This is a genomic window from Belnapia rosea (assembly GCF_900101615.1).
Taxonomy (GTDB): Bacteria; Pseudomonadota; Alphaproteobacteria; order Acetobacterales; family Acetobacteraceae; genus Belnapia; species Belnapia rosea.
Genome location: NZ_FMZX01000008.1, coordinates 113,542 through 128,824, shown reverse-complemented (window position 1 = coordinate 128,824; position 15,283 = coordinate 113,542). Strand labels below are relative to the sequence as shown.

The window sequence follows — 15,283 nt, the reverse complement described above, 5'->3', positions numbered from 1 at the left end:
CTGTGCCTCCCGCGCGGTGCCCCTACACCGTGCGATGAAGACCCACTTCCGTGCACTGGCGGAGCGCCCGTCGGTGCTGCCGGTGCGCCGGTCTGACCCGAGAGCTTGAATGCGGGCTGTCCGCCTCCCCCGGACGGAGCTCCCGCGGCCTGGGCGGCGTTCTGCCGTACGAACGACCCTGCGCGTCCGATGGCCTGCCGAGACGACGTCTGGCGGCCATGGGGCGGACGAGTCGCGCCACAGGCGGCTCAACATGCTGGTGGGCCAAGCGAACGGGCTTGGCGCGCCCGACTAGCGTTCCCGGCCGCCTTGGTCTCCGCCGCCGCCAGCCAGGAAGTGGCGCCCCTCGTCCTCGAGCCAGCGGTCGAAGTCCTCGGCCGCCCCGAGGCTCCGCTCGCGCCACCTCGCCTCGCGCCTGCGGCGGAGTTCCTCGTCGAGCAGGTTCGCCACGGTGCGCGCGGGGTAGGGCTCGCCGTCCGGGCCGCGGTGGCCACGCTCGGCCAGCATCTCGGCGACCCGGCCGAGGTCGCGGTCCAGATCCTCGGCGGCGAGGCGCCGGGCCTCGGCCTGGACGACGGGGTCGGGCGGGTAGGGGGGCATGGGGCGTCCTCCTGCGGGCGCGAGCCTAGCCCGGGACCACGGCATCCTGGCAACGGCCTCCGGAGCCCCTATGCTGCCCGCGCGTTCCCGATGGCCATGGGGCAGGGGGTCGAACCATGAGGCTGGCGTCCTACACCGCAATGATGGCGGTGATCACCGCGACTGGGGTCGCGCTCATGGCCTTCGGCGGCGAGCCGCTGCCGAGGGGCTGGCTGGACGGCGTCGTGGCGCCGGGTTCGACCATCGGCGCCGCTGCGGCCGTTCTCGGCCTCTGGGGGGTTGGTGTCGGCACGACGGTCCTGGGCGGCGCGATGCTGGCCCGGCTGGCGTGGGAGGTTTGGCGCCACTGGCGCGGGGAGCGGCGGACCAGAGGGCAACCGGCGGCGAGGTGACTGCTGGGCGTCGCCCTGGCCATCGTCCGGAGCGGCGCCCGTCGACGCAGCGTTGACCGGCGAGGCCGGGCACTGGTGCATTTCTTGCTCGTGTTAACAGGCAGACACTTTGGCCTCGTGGCTGACTGCCGACCGGCGGCACCAGGGCGATGGTGCCGGATGGCACACGGCGATCGGGCAGCCCCCTCGTCAGACGTCTTTCCTTGAGCGGCACCGTTTCCTTAGGGCGCCACGCTTGCGAACTGTCAGTCTTGTCAAGGAAATGGCGTCCAGGCGCAACTCCTGGAGCCGTGCCGGAAATATAGCGTGCGATGCAGAAACGCTGATCGGCACAGCCTCTAAGAGTTAGCGGCACGCCCCGGTCCGGATGCCTCGGAATCGTGGAGGCTTTCTACTGCATGGACTCCAATAAAAAAAATATGATGCCAGCAGGACTGCGCCGGAGGATTGAGCTTATGGTTGTGGCCGCCAAAAGCGACCTACGCCAAGCGGATTTGTGCGTAATGACTGTCCAACGAACCCGATTTACTTGACTCGTTACTGTGACATTATGCAAGCCAAAATGACCCTTTATGCGAGAATTCACAGGACTTCAGCCGAGCCGCAGCCGCGCCTCGGTCGCCAGCCGGTCGGCCCGCTCGTTCATCGGGTCGCCGGCATGGCCGCGGACCCAGCGCCATTCCACCTGATGCGGCTTGGCCGCCGCCAGCAGGCGCTGCCAGAGCGCCATGTTGGCCACCGGCTCCTTCGCCGAGTTGCGCCAGTTGTTCCGCACCCAGCCGTTGATCCAGCGGCTGATGCCGTTGCGGACATACTCGCTGTCAGTGTGCAGCACCACGCGGCAGGGGCGCTTCAGCGCCTCGAGCGCGCTGATCGCCGCCATGAGCTCCATGCGGTTGTTGGTCGTCTCCGCATCGCTGCCCGAAAGCTCCCGCTCCGCCCCGCCGAAGCGGAGGATCGCGGCCCAGCCGCCCGGTCCGGGATTCGGCTTGCACCCGCCATCGGTCCAGATCTCGACCGCCTGGGTCTCGCCGGGGCTTGTCTCGGCGGCGCTTGTCCCGTCGGGGCTTGTCTTGTCAGAGGCCAATGGCGCGGGGCCCTTCGGCTGCGGCGAAGAAGCGGAGCTTCGCCAGGTATTCCAGGGGGTCCTTCCGCGTCACCAGCGCCCCGGGCGGCGTCGCCATCCAGTCGTAGAGGCGGGTGAGGAGGAAACGGATGGCCGCGCCGCGGCAGAGCACCGGCAGCGCCGCCCGCTCCTCGGCCGAGAGCGGCCGCACCCGCTGATAGGCGGCGAGCACCGCATGCGCCCGCGTCACGTTGAAGGAGCCATCCGTCTCGAAGCACCAGGCATTGAGGCAGACGGCGATGTCATAGGCGAGCAGGTCCGTGCAGGCGAAGTAGAAGTCGATCAGGCCGGATACGGCGGGTTTCCCGTCCGGCCCGTCGAGGAAGAAGACATTGTCGGGGAAGAGGTCGGCATGGATCTGGCCGGCCGGCAGCTGCCCCGGCGCCGGCCAGGCGGCGAGGATGCCGGACAGCGTCCGGTCCAGCTCGGTGATCAGGCCCGGATGCACGGCATCGCCCCCGGCCCGGCAACGGTCGAGCAGCGGCCCCCAGCTGGCGGGGCCGAGGCCGTTCGGACGGATGGCGGTGAAATCCGCCCCTGCCGCATGCAGCCGGGCCAGCGCCTCGCCGAGCGGCGCGCCATGCTCCGGGCGGATGCGCCGGGGCCAGACGCCGGGGAGGAAGGTGCAGATCGCCGCCGGCCGCCCGGCCAGCTCGCGCAGCGCCACCCCGTCCCGGGCCTGCACCGGCTGCGGGCAGCGCAGTCCGCGGGCGGCCAGATGCTCCATCAGCCCGAGAAACCAGGGCAGCTCCGCCGGATCGACGCGCTTCTCGTAGAGCGTCAGGATGAAGTCGCCCGCCCTGGTCTTCAGCGCGTAGTTGGAATTCTCCACCCCCTCGGCGATGCCGCGGAAGGCGATGAGATCGCCGAGCGGATAGGCGGCGAGGAAGCTGCGCAGCGCCTCGTCGGTGACTTCGGTGTAGACGGCCATGGGAGGCTAGCGTGCGCCTTCGGTCTGGAGGGCGCCGGGCAGCTTGAAGGTGATGGTCTCCTCGGCGACCACGACCTCCTCGATCACCAGGGTGAAACGCTCGCGCAGCCGGGTCAGCACCTCCTCCACCAGCACCTCGGGGGCGCTGGCGCCGGCGGTGACGCCGATGGTGGCGAGGCCCTCGGCCAGCGAGAGGTCGAGGTCGCGGCCCCGCTGCACCATCACCGCCCGTGGGCAACCGGCGCGTTCCGCCACCTCGACGAGACGGAGGGAGTTGGAGGAATTCGGCGCGCCAACCACCACCATCAGCTCCGCCCGGTTGGCGATCGCCTTCACCGCCGCCTGGCGGTTGGTGGTGGCGTAGCAGATGTCCTCCTTGGCCGGCGCATGGATCTCGGGGAAGCGCTCGCGCAGTGCCGCCACGATATCCGTGGTGTCGTCGACCGAGAGGGTGGTCTGGGTGATGAAGGCCAGCGGCACCCCCCCGGGCACCGGCGCGGTGCGGGCCTGGGCGGCATCCTCGATCAGCGTCACCGTGCCTTCGGGGAGCTGGCCCATGGTGCCGACCACCTCCGGGTGGCCGGCATGGCCGATCAGCAGGATGTGCCGGCCACGGGTGAAGTGCTGCTCGGCCTCGCGATGCACCTTGCTGACGAGGGGGCAGGTGGCGTCCAGGTAGAAGAGCTTGCGGCGGCTCGCCTCGGCGGGCACCGATTTCGGCACGCCATGGGCGGAGAAGACCACCGGCGCGTCATCCGGCACCTCGTCCAGCTCCTCGACGAAGATGGCGCCCTGGCGCTCCAGGCTTTCGACGACGAAGCGGTTGTGGACGATTTCGTGCCGGACATAGACAGGGGCGCCGTAGCGGCGGATCGCCTCCTCCACGATCTTGATCGCGCGGTCCACGCCGGCGCAGAAGCCGCGGGGCCCGGCCAGCAGGACATTCAGCCGGGGCAGGTTGCGCTCGTGCGCGTCGGGGTGCAGGTCCATGGTGCCTCTCGCTCGCTGGCGCTATTTGCCGTGCCGACGGGCCGGCGGGCACAGTGGGCGGGGCGCACACTAGCGGCCCGCCGTCCGGGCTCAAGGGGGATATGGTGATGCGGTCGAGAGTTGTCCTGTTGGCCCTGCTTTTGGCCGGGTGCGGTGCCGGCGGCAGCACCCAATTGCCGATCGCCTGCCCGAATCCGGGCCTGCTGGCAGAGGGCGCCGACCTGACCCGCTACCGCCCCGGCGGCCCGCAGGACCTGACCGGCCTCGATTTCGACGCCCGGCTGATCGGCCTCAACGGCTCCTGCAGGCCAGGGCGGGGCGACCGCAGCATCAATTTGCAGATGACCGCCGGCTTCAGCGTCGAGCGCGGCGCCGCCTCGGAGGGGCGGAGCGTCGACCTGCCCTGGTTCGTCGCCGTGATCGACCGCCGCACCGACGCCATCCTCAGCCGGCAGGGCTTCGTCGAGCGGGTGAATTTCGGCCGCAACGAGACGCGTAGCACGATCGACAGCGCGCCGGTCTCGATCTCCCTGCCGGTCGGGGAGAACCGGCAGGCATCGGATTACCGGCTGCTGGTCTCCTTCCAGCTCACGCCGGAGGACCTGGCGCTCAACCGCCGCCGCGGGCCGCGCTGACCACAGCGCGGCATTGCATCGAAGGGCCGCGCCGGGCTAGACAGGCGTACCCGCAGATACCGCGCGGGAGAGAGGGGCTGCCCGGCCAACCGGGTGCCTCCGCCGAAGGCGCAACCGGCCCCCGGAAACGCTCAGGCAGAAGGGCCGCGCGGAGAAGGGACCTCTGGAAAGCCTGGTGCCGCAAGGTGCTGGCACCGAAGGAGTAAGGCCCGGCCCGAAGGCCGCTGGCCGAATCTCTCAGGTTCACCGGACAGAGGGGGGCCACGGACTTCAACTCACGCCGCAGATGCGGTCGGGGGACCCGTGGCCGATACCGAGACCCTGTTCGAGACACCGCTTGCCGACCTGCATCGCGCCCTTGGCGGGCGGATGGTCGCCTTCGCCGGCTATGCCATGCCGGTGCAATATCCGGCCGGGATCATGGCCGAGCACCTGCATGTCCGCAGCGCGGCCGGGCTGTTCGACGTCTCCCATATGGGCCAGGCCGAATTGCTCGGCGAGGGCGCCGCTGCGGCGCTGGAGCGAGTGACGCCGGCCGACATCCAGGCGCTGAAGCCCGGCCGCCAGCGCTACGGCCTGCTGATGACGCCGGAGGGCGGCATCTTCGACGACTTCATGGTGGCCAATCTCGGCGACCGCCTCCTCCTGGTGGTGAATGCCAGCCGGAAGCATGACGACTTCGCCCTGATCGAATCCGTGCTGCCCACGGGCGTCCAGCTCCGCCGCCTGCCGGACCGGGCGCTGCTCGCGCTCCAGGGCCCCGGCGCGGCACCGGCCATGGCACCCATCGCCCCGGCGCTGACCGCCTTGTCCTTCATGGGGATTGCGCAGGCGGAGATCGCCGGCATCCCCGTCATCGCCAGCCGCAGCGGCTATACCGGCGAGGATGGCTGGGAGATCAGCGCCCCGGCGGGGGAGGCGGAGGCCCTGGCGAAGCATCTGCTCGGCCTGCCCGGTGTCCAGCCGGCCGGCCTTGGCGCCCGCGATTCGCTGCGGCTCGAGGCCGGGCTCTGCCTCTACGGCACCGATATCGACGAGAGCACCAGCCCGGTGGAGGCCGCGCTCACCTGGAGCATCGGCAAGCGCCGCCGCATGGCATGGGACTTCCCCGGCGCCGGGCGCGTCCGCGACGAACTGGCCAATGGCACGGCGCGTTTGCGCGTCGGGCTGCGGCCGGAAGGGCGCCAGCCGGCCCGGGGCGAGACGATGATCCATGTGCCCGGTGGCGATACCATCGGCAGCATCACCTCCGGCGGCTTCGGACCCTCGCTCGGTGGTCCGATGGCCATGGGCTATGTCGCCCGCCCCCATGCGGCGGACGGCACCCCGATCGAATTGATCGTGCGCGGCAAGCCGATCCCGGCCCGCGTCACGCCGATGCCTTTCGTTCCCCACCGCTACGCCCGCTGAGGACATCCCCAATGCCAGAGCTGAAATACACCCAGGACCATGAGTGGGTGCAGGCCGAGGGCGATGCCGCGACCATCGGCATCACCGACCATGCCCAGAACGCCCTCGGGGACGTGGTCTTCGTCGACCTGCCCGAGGTCGGGCGCGAGGTCGCGGCCGGCGAGGCCATCGCCGTGGTCGAGAGCGTGAAGGCCGCATCGGATGTCTATGCGCCGATCGCCGGCCGCGTCGTCGAGGTGAATGCGGCGCTGACCGACGACCCCGGCCTCATCAACCGCGAGCCGACCGGCTCGGGCTGGTTCTTCAAGATCGAGCCGGCGGACCCGGCCGCCATCGGTGCGCTGATGGACGAGTCCGCCTATGCCGCCTTCGTGGACAGCCAGGCATGAGCATCCTCGCTGAACTGACGGCGCTGGAGGATGGCGCCGAATTCGCCCGCCGCCATATCGGCCCGGGGCCCGAGGACATCACCGAGATGCTGCGCCTCGTCGGCGCGGCCAGCCTCGAGGAGATGGCCGGCCGCACCGTGCCGGCCGCCATCGCCGGCGCCGATCTCTCGGCCCTGCCGCCGCCGGCGACCGAGGCGGAGGTCATCGCCGAGCTGCGTGCGCTGAGCGAGCGGAACCAGCGGGTGAAGTCCCTGATCGGCCTCGGCTATCACGGCACCCACACCCCGCCGGTGATCCTCCGCAACGTGCTGGAGAATCCGGGCTGGTACACGGCCTACACGCCCTATCAGGCGGAGATCGCCCAGGGGCGGCTCGAGGCGCTGGTCAATTTCCAGACCATGGTGGCCGAGCTGGCCGGCCTGCCGGTCGCCAATGCCTCCCTCCTCGACGAGGGCACGGCCGCGGCCGAGGCGGTGGCGCTGGCCCATGCCGCGCATAAGGGGAAGGGCGACACGCTGCTGGTCGCGGCCGACCTGCACCCGCAGACGCTCGCCGTCGTCCGCACCCGCGCCGAGCCGGTTGGAATCAAGGTCGTCGTCGCCCCGCCCGCCGGCATCGCCGCGGCCGCCGAGGCGGAGAAGCCCTTCGCCCTGCTGCTGCAATATCCCGGCACCACCGGCGAGGTGCGCGACCTAGCGCCCGAGATCGCCGCGGTGCAGGCGGCGGGTGGCCTCGCCATCGTCGCCGCCGATCCGCTCTCGCTCTGCCTGCTGACGCCGCCCGGCGAGATGGGCGCCGATGTCGTCATCGGCAGCACCCAGCGCTTTGGCGTCCCCCTCGGCTATGGCGGGCCGCATGCCGCCTATATGGCGGTGAAGGATGGGCTGAAGCGGCTGCTGCCCGGCCGGCTGGTCGGCGTCTCGGTCGATGCGGCGGGCAACCCGGCCATGCGCCTCGCCCTGCAGACACGCGAGCAGCACATCCGCCGCGAGAAGGCGACCTCCAACATCTGCACCGCCCAGGTGCTGCTCGCCGTCATGGCGGGGATGTATGCCGTATGGCACGGGCCCGAGGGCCTGGCGCGCCTCGCCCGGCGGGTGAACCTCCAGGCGCGGCTGCTGGCCGATGCGGCGCGGCGTGGCGGCTTCACCCTGCGCCACGGTGCCTTCTTCGACACCATCGCCATCGAGGCCGGTGAGCGCGCCGATGCGCTGATGCAGGGCGCGGTCGCGCGCGGCTTCAACCTCTGGCGCACAGAGACCGGCTGCGTCTCCATCGCCCTCGACGAGACGGTGACGCGCGAAGATCTCGCCTCCCTCGCCGAGCTGCTCGGCGGCGCTGCGCTGGAGGCGCTGCAGCCCGAGGCCAGCCTGCCCGAGGCGCTCGCCCGCCGCAGCCCCTATCTCACCGCCGAGGTCTTCCGCAGCCATCACTCCGAGCATGCGATGCTGCGCTACCTCAAGCGGCTCGAGGACAAGGATGTCGCGCTGAACCGCAGCATGATCCCGCTCGGTTCCTGCACGATGAAGCTGAACGCGACGGCGGAGATGATCCCGGTCACCTTCCCGGGCTTCGCCGACATCCACCCCTTCGCGCCGGAGGATCAGGCGGAGGGCTACTTCGCCATGATCAAGCGGCTGGAGGGTTGGCTGTGCGCCGTCACCGGCTTCGCGGCCGTCTCCTTGCAGCCCAATGCCGGCAGCCAGGGCGAATATGCCGGTCTGCTCGCCATCCGCGCCTGGCACCGCGCCCAGGGCAACGACCAGCGCAATGTCTGCCTCATCCCGAGCAGCGCCCATGGCACCAACCCAGCCTCGGCGGTGATGGCGGGGATGAAGGTCGTCGTCGTCGGCTGCGACCGCGACGGCAACGTGGACCTCAAGGACCTCGAGGCCAAGGCCGCGCAGCATGCCGACAGGCTCGCCGCGCTGATGGTGACCTACCCCTCCACCCATGGCGTCTTCGAGGAGCAGATCCGCGAGATCTGCGCCCTGATCCATCGCCATGGCGGCCAGGTCTACATGGACGGGGCGAACATGAACGCGCAGGTCGGCCTGACCTCGCCGGCCGCCATCGGCGCCGATGTCTGCCACCTGAACCTGCACAAGACCTTCTGCATCCCGCATGGCGGCGGCGGGCCGGGCGTCGGGCCGATCGGCGTCGCCGCGCATCTGGCGCCGCATCTGCCGAACCATCCCTTCCATCGTGGCGCGGGCCCGGCGACGGGCTATGGCCCGGTCTCGGCCGCGCCCTTCGGCAGCGCGGCGATCCTGCCCATCTCCTACGCCTATATCCGCATGATGGGCGCCGAGGGGCTGACGCGGGCGACGCAGGTCGCCATCCTCTCCGCCAACTACATCGCCCGGCGGCTGGAGGGGCACTTCCCCGTGCTCTACCGGGGCCTGCGCGGGATGGTGGCGCATGAGTGCATCCTCGACTGCCGCGGCTTCCAGCAGGGCGGCGGCGTGCTGGTCGAGGACATCGCCAAGCGGCTGCAGGATTACGGCTACCACGCGCCGACCATGTCCTGGCCCGTCTCCGGCACGCTGATGGTGGAGCCCACCGAGAGCGAGCCGAAGGAGGAGCTGGACCGGTTCTGCGACGCCATGATCGCCATCCGCGCCGAGATCCGCGCGGTGGAGCAGGGCCGCAGCGACCGCGCCGACAACCCGCTGAAGAACGCGCCCCACACCGCCGCCGAGGTCATGGCGACGGACTGGGCGCATCCCTACAGCCGGGAGGAGGCGGCCTTCCCGCTCGCCTTCGTCCGGGCGCACAAGTACTGGCCGCCGGTGAAGCGCGTGGACAATGTCCATGGCGACCGCAACCTGGTCTGCACCTGCGCCCCGCTCGAGGCCTATGCGGAGCGGATGCACCTCCAGGCGGCGGAGTGACCATCCGGCCCTGGCGGCGGACGGGCAACCGCACCGTCCACCGCGACCGCTGGGTCCATCTCCGCGCCGAAGCCTGGGAGACCGGCGACGGCGCGGTGCTCGACCCCTGGTACATGCTCGACTGGGCGGATTGGGTGAATGTCGTCGCGCTGACGCCGGATAGCCGCCTGCTGCTGGTCCGCCAGTTCCGCCCCGGTGCCGGCGCGGCGGTGCTCGAACTGCCGGGCGGCATGGTCGAGCCGGGTGAGGGCGACCCGGTCGCCGCCGCCCGCCGCGAATTCGCCGAGGAGACGGGGCATGATGCGCCCCGCTTCGAACTCGTTGCCAGCCTGTGCAACGACCCGGCCCATGCCGGCAACCGCGTCCATGTCGTGCTGGCGGAGGGTGCCACGCCCTCCGGCCGGCAGCGGTTGGACCATGGCGAGGAAATCGCGTTGGAAGCCTTGCCGCTGGCAACCGTGCTCGCCGGGCTGGGCGAAGGGCTGATCGGCAATGCCAACCATGTCGGTGGCCTGCTCCTGGCGTTGCGGAAGGCGGGCCGGATCGGCTTCTGACCGCGAGGAAACAGTCCCATGCGCCATGCCTTCCCCGCCGCCCAGGCCGCGCGGATGCCGAATGCGCCCGGCCGGCTCTCGGCCGAGATCTTCCACCATGGCTCGCTCGAGGTGCGCTGGTACGCGCCGCATGGCGTGGACCCGCAGACCCCGCATGGGCGGGACGAGGTCTATGTCGTCGTCTCCGGCCATGGCCGCTTCCGCTGCGGCGACGAGCTCAGCCCGTGCCGTGCCGGCGACATGCTCTTCGCCCCTGCCGGCGCCGAGCATCGCTTCGAGGATTTCTCGGAGGATTTCGCCACCTGGGTGGTCTTCTACGGCCCCGAAGGTGGCGAGGCGGCCTGAACCGGCAGCGGCGGCCGGCGTTCGGCCCGGGTGACCGAAGCCCGGACCCGATGCAGCGTCGCCGCCTCCTCGCCCTTGCCGGCCTGTTGCCCTGCGCGGCGCTGGCTGCGCCGATGACCCGGGAAAGCTGGACCGACGGCGCCCGCAACCGCACGCTGCCCGTGCTGGTCCGCCTGCCGGAGGACGAGGCCCCGGCGCCCGCGGTGCTGGTCTCGCACGGGCTCGGCGGCTCCCGCGAGGGGCTTGGCTATCTCGGCCGGGCACTGGCGGAGGCGGGGTTCGTCGCCATCCATATCCAGCATCCGGGAACGGACAGCGCCGTCTGGCAGGGACGGGGCGATCTCTCCGCCGCCATGTCCGCTGCGGCACTCGATGCCGGGCAGGCGCTGGCCAGGCTGCAGGACGGCGTCTTCGCCCTCGACGAGATCATGCGCCGTCCCTCGCTGCGCGGCCGGGTGGATCCCGGCCGGCTGGCGATCGCCGGCCATTCCTATGGCGCCTGGGTGGTGCAGCACATGCTGGGCCAGCGCCTGCCGGGCGGCGAGCATGGGCTGGCGCTGCCCGATCCGCGGCTGAAGGCCGGCATTGCCCTCTCGCCGATTCCGCCGCGTGGCCTTCCGCCCCGCTTCGCCTTCGGCCGCATGGCCCGGCCGATGCTGCATGTCACCGGCACGCTGGATGCCGGCTATATCGATGGCGCCTCCGCCGAGGACCGGGAGCTGCCCTTCCGCTCGATCAGCGGCCCGCCCCAGTCCCTCGCGGTGCTCGCCGGGGCCAACCATGCCGCCTTCGCCGATGAGGGTGGGGCCGGCCCACGCTGGGCGGACCCGACCTATCACGCCCGCACTGCCACCCTCTCGGTCGCCTTCCTCCGGGCCATGATGCTCGGGGACGGCGCGGCGCGGGCGGCGCTGCTGGCGGGCATGCCGGATGTGCTGACGCCGGCCGACCGCCTCGAATGCAAGGATTTCGGATGATGACGGAACAGAAGCCCACCGGCGCCTCGGAGCCGATGAACACCGCCGACCCTAATTCCAAGACCACGACGGCCAAGGTCCAGCAGGGCAACACCACCACCAACCCGAAGGCCAAGGTGCCCTCCGACCTCTACCCCGATCCGCCCGGCGTCACGGACAGCACGCCGGGCGGGCGGGACGACTGAGCCGCCTTCAGCCGGGATAGCGGTCGAAGCTGGGGAGCGCATGCGCGGTCTCCATCCAGCCGATCCGCTCGGCCACCTGGATATGCGCCTGCGCCGGAAGGGCGCCGGGGTCGTCCAGGGTGCCGGTCTGGATATCGACCATGCCGGGCAGCATGGCCTCGTTGACGTAGAACAGGCCCGTGCCGCATTTCTCGCAGAAATGCCGCCGTCCATGGTCGGAGGAGCGGTACACCTTCGGCTGGCCGGTGACCTTGAGCTGCCCGGCCGGCACCATCGCCCAGGCCACCATCGGCGCGCCGGCATGGCGCCGGCAATCGCCGCAATGGCACAGCGCATGGTGCAGCACCTCCGCCGGCATCTCGTAGCGGATGGCGCCGCAATGGCACCGCCCGGTCAGCACGGCCGGCCCTGGCGCCATCTGGTCAGCCCTTCAAGCGCGGCGGCTTGATCCCCGCCAGCTCGCACTGCGCATCGAGCATGGCCGAGAAATCCTTCTGCCCCCAGCCGCGGCCGCGGGCGCTGCTGAAGGCTTCCCGCGTGATGGCGGCGACCGGCAGCGTCACCTTCGCCGCATTCGCCGCCTGCACGATCAGCGACAGGTCCTTGTGCGCCAGGTCGATGGCGAAGCCCGGCTCGGTATCGCCGGCCAGCACCTTGTTCGGCCAGTTCACCTTGAGCTGCCCGTTGGTCGCCGTCGTGCCGTGCAGCACCTCGAGCGTCTTCTCGAGGTCGAGGCCGAAGGCGGCGGAGAGCGACAGCGCCTCGGCATTCAGCTGGCAGAGGATGATGGCGAGGTAGTTGTTGACCAGCTTGGTGCGCGTGCCCGTCCCCGGCCCCCCGCAATGGTGGATGGTGCTGCCCATCGCCTCCAGCAGCGGCGAGACTCGGGCAAAGTCGGCATCGCTGGCGCCGACCATGAAGAGCGACTCGCCCCGGTCCGCATGCCAGGCGAGGCGCCCGACCGGTGCATCGACGAAGCCGATGCCCCGCTCGGCACAGGCGGCGGCGAGCGCATCCGTCGTCTCCGGATCGACCGTCGACATGTCCATCACCAGCCCGCCGGGCTTGATATTGGCGAGGATGCCGTCGGTCCCGAGGATCGAGGATTGGACCTCCTTCGGCCCCGGCAGCATGGTCAGCACCACGTCGCTCGCCTGCGCCACGGCGGCCGCGCTGCCGGCCGAGGCCGCGCCCAGCTCCTCCAGCGCCGCCACTGGCCCCGGCGCGATGTCATGCACCGTCAGCGGATGCTGCTTGCGGCGGATGCTGGAGGCCATGCCCCGCCCCATGCGCCCGAGCCCGATGAAACCGATCTTGTCGCGCGACTCGCTCATATGTCCCTCCATAGGGGCGGGAGACTGGCATTGCGTGGCGCGGCCGGAAAGACGCTCGGTCGTTGCGCCATGAGCCTATTCCGCGCAATCTCCCGGAGGGAAACCGAACCAGGGAGAGTTATCGTATGAATCGCCGCCGCTTCATCGCGACGGGTGCCGCCGGCACGGCCGGCGCCGCTGTGCTGGCCACGCCGAACCTCGCCTCCGCCCAGCCGCGCATCCGCTGGCGCTGCCCGGGCAGCTTCCCGAAATCCCTCGACACCCTCTACGGCACGCAGGAATTCATCGCCAAGCGTGTCTCGGAAATGACCGACGGGGCCTTCCAGATCCAGGTCTTCGGCCCTGGCGAGCTGGTCCCCGCCCTGCAGGTGATGGATGCGGTCGGCAACGGCAATGTCGAGTGCGGCTTCACCAGCGGCTACTACTATCTCGGCAAGGACCCCTCGCTCGCGCTGGTCACCTGCCTGCCCTTCGGCCTGTCCTCGCGCCAGCACTGGGCCTGGCTGACCCATGGTGGAGCGCGGGAGCTCTATGCCGAGGTCTATCGCGACCAGGGCGTGGTCGGCATCCCGGCCGGCAACACCGCGGCGCAGATGGGCGGCTGGTTCAGGAAGGAGATCAAGTCGGTCGAGGATCTGAAGGGGCTGAAGTTCCGCATCGCCGGCTATGGCGGCAATGTCCTCGGCAAGCTCGGCGTGGTGACGCAGCAGATCGGCGGTCCGGACATCTACCCGGCGCTGGAGCGTGGCGTCATCGACGGCGCCGAATGGGTCGGGCCCTATGACGACGAGAAGCTCGGCTTCAACCGCGTCGCCCAGTACTACTACTATCCAGGCTGGTGGGAGTATTCGCCCTCGATCGACCTGATGGTGAATGCCAAGGCCTATGAGGAACTGCCCTCGCAGTACAAGGCCGTGCTGAATGCCGCCTGCACCGAGAGCTGGCACTGGATGGCGGCGCGCTACGACGTGCTGAACCCGGCGGCGCTGCGCCGGCTCATCGCCTCCGGCACCCAGCTCCGCGGCTTCCCGCGCGATGTGCTGACCGCCTGCTACCGGGCCAGCCAGGAGCTCTATTCCGAGATCGGGGCGCAGAATCCGCGCTTCAAGCGCATTCACGAGAAGTGGGATGCCTTCCGGCTCGAACAGACCCAGTGGCTGCGCGTGGCCGAGGACTCGCTCGGCAACTTCCTGGCGGCGGCAACCGCGCAGCGATAGGCCTTCGTCACCCTACTGGCTCACGGAGGAGGCTCCGGCCTGCTGTGTGGTAGCGAGCAGGTTACTCCGGGCGCATGGCGAAGGTGGCATGGGTGCCACCTTCGCTGATTTCGCCTTCGTCGTTCCCGCTTTCCCTGGCTAGACTTGATGCAGGCCGCCCGTCCGAGAGTGGCCAGCAAGACCGATAGGGAGAGTCCCCGTATGAATCGCCGTGGCCTTCTGGCCGCGGGCGCCGCCGCGCCGGTGCTCGCTGCCCCGAGCCTTGCCTCCGCCCAGCCGCAGATCCTGTGGCGCTCGGCCGGAAGCTTCCCGAAATCGACGGATGTGCTCTGGGGCGTGCAGGAGATGATCTCCCGCCGCGTCGCCGAGCTGACCGGCGGCGCCTTCCAGATCCGTCCCTTCGCCGCCGGGGAGCTGGTGCCGGCGCTGCAGGTGATGGATGCGGTCGGCGGGGGCACGGTGGAGTGCGGCTATACCGCCGCCTACTACTATATCGGCAAGGACCCGACCCTCGGCTTCGGCACGGTCATGCCCTTCGGCCTGAATGCCCGCCAGCACCTGGCCTGGATCCATCATGGCGGCGGTGCCGAGCTGATGCAGGAGGTCTATCGTGACCAGGGGGTGGTGGCGTTGCCCTGCAGTAATACCGGCGCGCAGATGGGTGGCTGGCTGCGGAAGGAGATCCGCACCGTGCAGGACCTGAACGGGCTGAAATTCCGCATCGCCGGCATCGCCGGGACGGTGCTGACCAAGCTCGGCGTCGTCGCGCAGCAGCTCGGCGCGGCGGATATCTACCCGGCGCTCGAGCGCGGCGTGGTGGATGGCGCCGAATGGGTCGGGCCGCATGACGACGAGAAGCTCGGCCTCGCCCGCGTCGCGCCCTACTACTACTACCCGGGCTGGTGGGAGGCCTGCTCGCAGAGCGAGCTGATGGTCAATACCCGCGCCTGGGAGGCGCTGCCGAAGCAGTACCAGCAGGTGCTGGAGGTGGTGACGGGCGAGACCACCGTCTGGAGCCTCTCGCGCTACGACATGCTGAACATGCAGGCCCTGCGGCGGCTCATCGCCGGCGGCACCCAGCTCCGCGCCTATCCGCGGGAGGTGCTGGCGGCCTGCCACAAGGCGACGCAGGACACCTATGCCGAGATCGGCGAGCGCAACCCGCGCTTCAAGCGGGTGCATGCGCATTGGGACCGCTTCCGCCGCGACGTGCAGGGCTGGTTCCGGGTGGCGGAGGACAGCAGCGCCAACTTCCTCGCCATCGCGGAGCGGAGCTGAAAAGAAGGCCCGGGGAGAAGGCTCCC

At 70.4% G+C, this 15,283-nt stretch carries 17 protein-coding genes and 2 riboswitches; of the genes, 11 read left to right on the top strand and 6 right to left on the bottom strand.

Annotation, left to right across the window (positions count from 1 at the left end):
- Positions 1-291 precede the first annotated feature (291 nt).
- The gene (locus BLR02_RS15365; protein ID WP_090663815.1) at positions 292-600 is read right to left on the bottom strand and encodes a hypothetical protein; all 309 of its coding nucleotides are present in this window, start codon (positions 598-600) and stop codon (positions 292-294) included.
- A 116-nt stretch (positions 601-716) separates the two neighbouring features.
- On the opposite strand from BLR02_RS15365, the gene BLR02_RS15360 reads away from it, so the two are divergent.
- A complete protein-coding gene (locus BLR02_RS15360; RefSeq protein WP_090663814.1) occupies positions 717-992 on the top strand; it encodes a hypothetical protein in 276 nt (91 codons plus the stop codon).
- Positions 993-1,584: 592 nt separating this feature from the next.
- On the opposite strand, the gene rnhA is transcribed toward BLR02_RS15360, so the two are convergent.
- The 3 genes from rnhA to ispH are packed head-to-tail and all read right to left on the bottom strand — an operon-like array spanning position 1,585 to position 4,039.
- Positions 1,585-2,079: a ribonuclease HI gene (gene rnhA, locus BLR02_RS15355; RefSeq protein ID WP_090663813.1), complete on the bottom strand. Its 495-nt coding sequence runs from the start codon at positions 2,077-2,079 to the stop codon at positions 1,585-1,587.
- On the bottom strand, positions 2,069-3,049 hold the full coding sequence (locus BLR02_RS15350; RefSeq protein ID WP_090663812.1) for a homoserine kinase: 981 nt from the start codon (positions 3,047-3,049) through the stop codon (positions 2,069-2,071). The genes rnhA and BLR02_RS15350 overlap by 11 nt, the downstream gene beginning before the upstream one ends.
- A gap of 6 nt (positions 3,050-3,055) precedes the next feature.
- Positions 3,056-4,039: a 4-hydroxy-3-methylbut-2-enyl diphosphate reductase gene (gene ispH / locus BLR02_RS15345; protein ID WP_090663811.1), complete on the bottom strand. Its 984-nt coding sequence runs from the start codon at positions 4,037-4,039 to the stop codon at positions 3,056-3,058.
- A gap of 107 nt (positions 4,040-4,146) precedes the next feature.
- Between ispH and BLR02_RS15340 the strand changes: the two genes are divergently transcribed.
- The 8 genes from BLR02_RS15340 to BLR02_RS15305 all read left to right on the top strand — a co-directional run bounded on the left by BLR02_RS15340 (position 4,147) and on the right by BLR02_RS15305 (position 11,428).
- A complete protein-coding gene (locus BLR02_RS15340; RefSeq protein WP_143018149.1) occupies positions 4,147-4,674 on the top strand; it encodes a hypothetical protein in 528 nt (175 codons plus the stop codon).
- A 54-nt stretch (positions 4,675-4,728) separates the two neighbouring features.
- Positions 4,729-4,831, top strand: a riboswitch (glycine riboswitch).
- A riboswitch (glycine riboswitch) is annotated at positions 4,832-4,938 on the top strand.
- A gap of 39 nt (positions 4,939-4,977) precedes the next feature.
- A complete protein-coding gene (gcvT, locus tag BLR02_RS15335) occupies positions 4,978-6,084 on the top strand; it encodes a glycine cleavage system aminomethyltransferase GcvT (protein ID WP_245704800.1) in 1,107 nt (368 codons plus the stop codon).
- An 11-nt stretch (positions 6,085-6,095) separates the two neighbouring features.
- Positions 6,096-6,473 carry a glycine cleavage system protein GcvH gene (gene gcvH, locus BLR02_RS15330; RefSeq protein ID WP_090663810.1) on the top strand — a complete coding sequence of 126 codons (378 nt, stop codon included), beginning with the start codon at positions 6,096-6,098 and terminating at the stop codon, positions 6,471-6,473.
- Complete coding sequence (gcvP, locus tag BLR02_RS15325) at positions 6,470-9,367, top strand: aminomethyl-transferring glycine dehydrogenase (protein WP_090663809.1); 2,898 nt, start codon at positions 6,470-6,472, stop codon at positions 9,365-9,367. The genes gcvH and gcvP overlap by 4 nt, the downstream gene beginning before the upstream one ends.
- Positions 9,364-9,921: an NUDIX hydrolase gene (locus tag BLR02_RS15320; RefSeq protein ID WP_090663808.1), complete on the top strand. Its 558-nt coding sequence runs from the start codon at positions 9,364-9,366 to the stop codon at positions 9,919-9,921. Before gcvP ends, BLR02_RS15320 begins: the two co-directional genes overlap by 4 nt.
- A gap of 18 nt (positions 9,922-9,939) precedes the next feature.
- Entirely contained in the window at positions 9,940-10,266 is a 327-nt protein-coding gene (locus BLR02_RS15315; protein WP_090568383.1) for a cupin domain-containing protein, read from the top strand.
- 50 nt (positions 10,267-10,316) lie between these two features.
- A complete protein-coding gene (locus BLR02_RS15310) occupies positions 10,317-11,243 on the top strand; it encodes an alpha/beta hydrolase family protein (protein WP_090568386.1) in 927 nt (308 codons plus the stop codon).
- Positions 11,243-11,428: a hypothetical protein gene (locus tag BLR02_RS15305; RefSeq protein WP_090568388.1), complete on the top strand. Its 186-nt coding sequence runs from the start codon at positions 11,243-11,245 to the stop codon at positions 11,426-11,428. The genes BLR02_RS15310 and BLR02_RS15305 overlap by 1 nt, the downstream gene beginning before the upstream one ends.
- A gap of 7 nt (positions 11,429-11,435) precedes the next feature.
- Here BLR02_RS15305 and BLR02_RS15300 read toward each other — a convergent pair whose 3' ends face one another.
- A complete protein-coding gene (locus BLR02_RS15300) occupies positions 11,436-11,846 on the bottom strand; it encodes a GFA family protein (RefSeq protein WP_245704799.1) in 411 nt (136 codons plus the stop codon).
- A 4-nt stretch (positions 11,847-11,850) separates the two neighbouring features.
- Positions 11,851-12,762 (bottom strand): NAD(P)-dependent oxidoreductase, encoded by a 912-nt coding sequence (locus BLR02_RS15295; RefSeq protein WP_090663807.1) that lies wholly within the window; start codon positions 12,760-12,762, stop codon positions 11,851-11,853.
- Between the two features lie 125 nt (positions 12,763-12,887).
- On the opposite strand from BLR02_RS15295, the gene BLR02_RS15290 reads away from it, so the two are divergent.
- Positions 12,888-13,979 carry a TRAP transporter substrate-binding protein gene (locus BLR02_RS15290; RefSeq protein ID WP_090568393.1) on the top strand — a complete coding sequence of 364 codons (1,092 nt, stop codon included), beginning with the start codon at positions 12,888-12,890 and terminating at the stop codon, positions 13,977-13,979.
- A 201-nt stretch (positions 13,980-14,180) separates the two neighbouring features.
- Entirely contained in the window at positions 14,181-15,257 is a 1,077-nt protein-coding gene (locus BLR02_RS15285) for a TRAP transporter substrate-binding protein (protein WP_090663806.1), read from the top strand.
- The last annotated feature ends 26 nt before the right edge of the window (positions 15,258-15,283 follow it).

Bases quoted from the DNA above. Each gene is read 5' to 3' on its own strand.
- BLR02_RS15365 (WP_090663815.1), bottom strand. From the start codon at position 600: ATGCCCCCCTACCCGCCCGACCCCGTCGTCCAGGCCGAGGCCCGGCGC.
- BLR02_RS15360 (WP_090663814.1), top strand. From the start codon at position 717: ATGAGGCTGGCGTCCTACACCGCAATGATGGCGGTGATCACCGCGACT.
- BLR02_RS15350 (WP_090663812.1), bottom strand. From the start codon at position 3,049: ATGGCCGTCTACACCGAAGTCACCGACGAGGCGCTGCGCAGCTTCCTC.
- ispH (WP_090663811.1), bottom strand. From the start codon at position 4,039: ATGGACCTGCACCCCGACGCGCACGAGCGCAACCTGCCCCGGCTGAAT.
- BLR02_RS15340 (WP_143018149.1), top strand. From the start codon at position 4,147: ATGCGGTCGAGAGTTGTCCTGTTGGCCCTGCTTTTGGCCGGGTGCGGT.
- gcvH (WP_090663810.1), top strand. From the start codon at position 6,096: ATGCCAGAGCTGAAATACACCCAGGACCATGAGTGGGTGCAGGCCGAG.
- gcvP (WP_090663809.1), top strand. From the start codon at position 6,470: ATGAGCATCCTCGCTGAACTGACGGCGCTGGAGGATGGCGCCGAATTC.
- BLR02_RS15315 (WP_090568383.1), top strand. From the start codon at position 9,940: ATGCGCCATGCCTTCCCCGCCGCCCAGGCCGCGCGGATGCCGAATGCG.
- BLR02_RS15310 (WP_090568386.1), top strand. From the start codon at position 10,317: ATGCAGCGTCGCCGCCTCCTCGCCCTTGCCGGCCTGTTGCCCTGCGCG.
- BLR02_RS15305 (WP_090568388.1), top strand. From the start codon at position 11,243: ATGACGGAACAGAAGCCCACCGGCGCCTCGGAGCCGATGAACACCGCC.
- BLR02_RS15300 (WP_245704799.1), bottom strand. From the start codon at position 11,846: ATGGCGCCAGGGCCGGCCGTGCTGACCGGGCGGTGCCATTGCGGCGCC.
- BLR02_RS15295 (WP_090663807.1), bottom strand. From the start codon at position 12,762: ATGAGCGAGTCGCGCGACAAGATCGGTTTCATCGGGCTCGGGCGCATG.
- BLR02_RS15290 (WP_090568393.1), top strand. From the start codon at position 12,888: ATGAATCGCCGCCGCTTCATCGCGACGGGTGCCGCCGGCACGGCCGGC.
- BLR02_RS15285 (WP_090663806.1), top strand. From the start codon at position 14,181: ATGAATCGCCGTGGCCTTCTGGCCGCGGGCGCCGCCGCGCCGGTGCTC.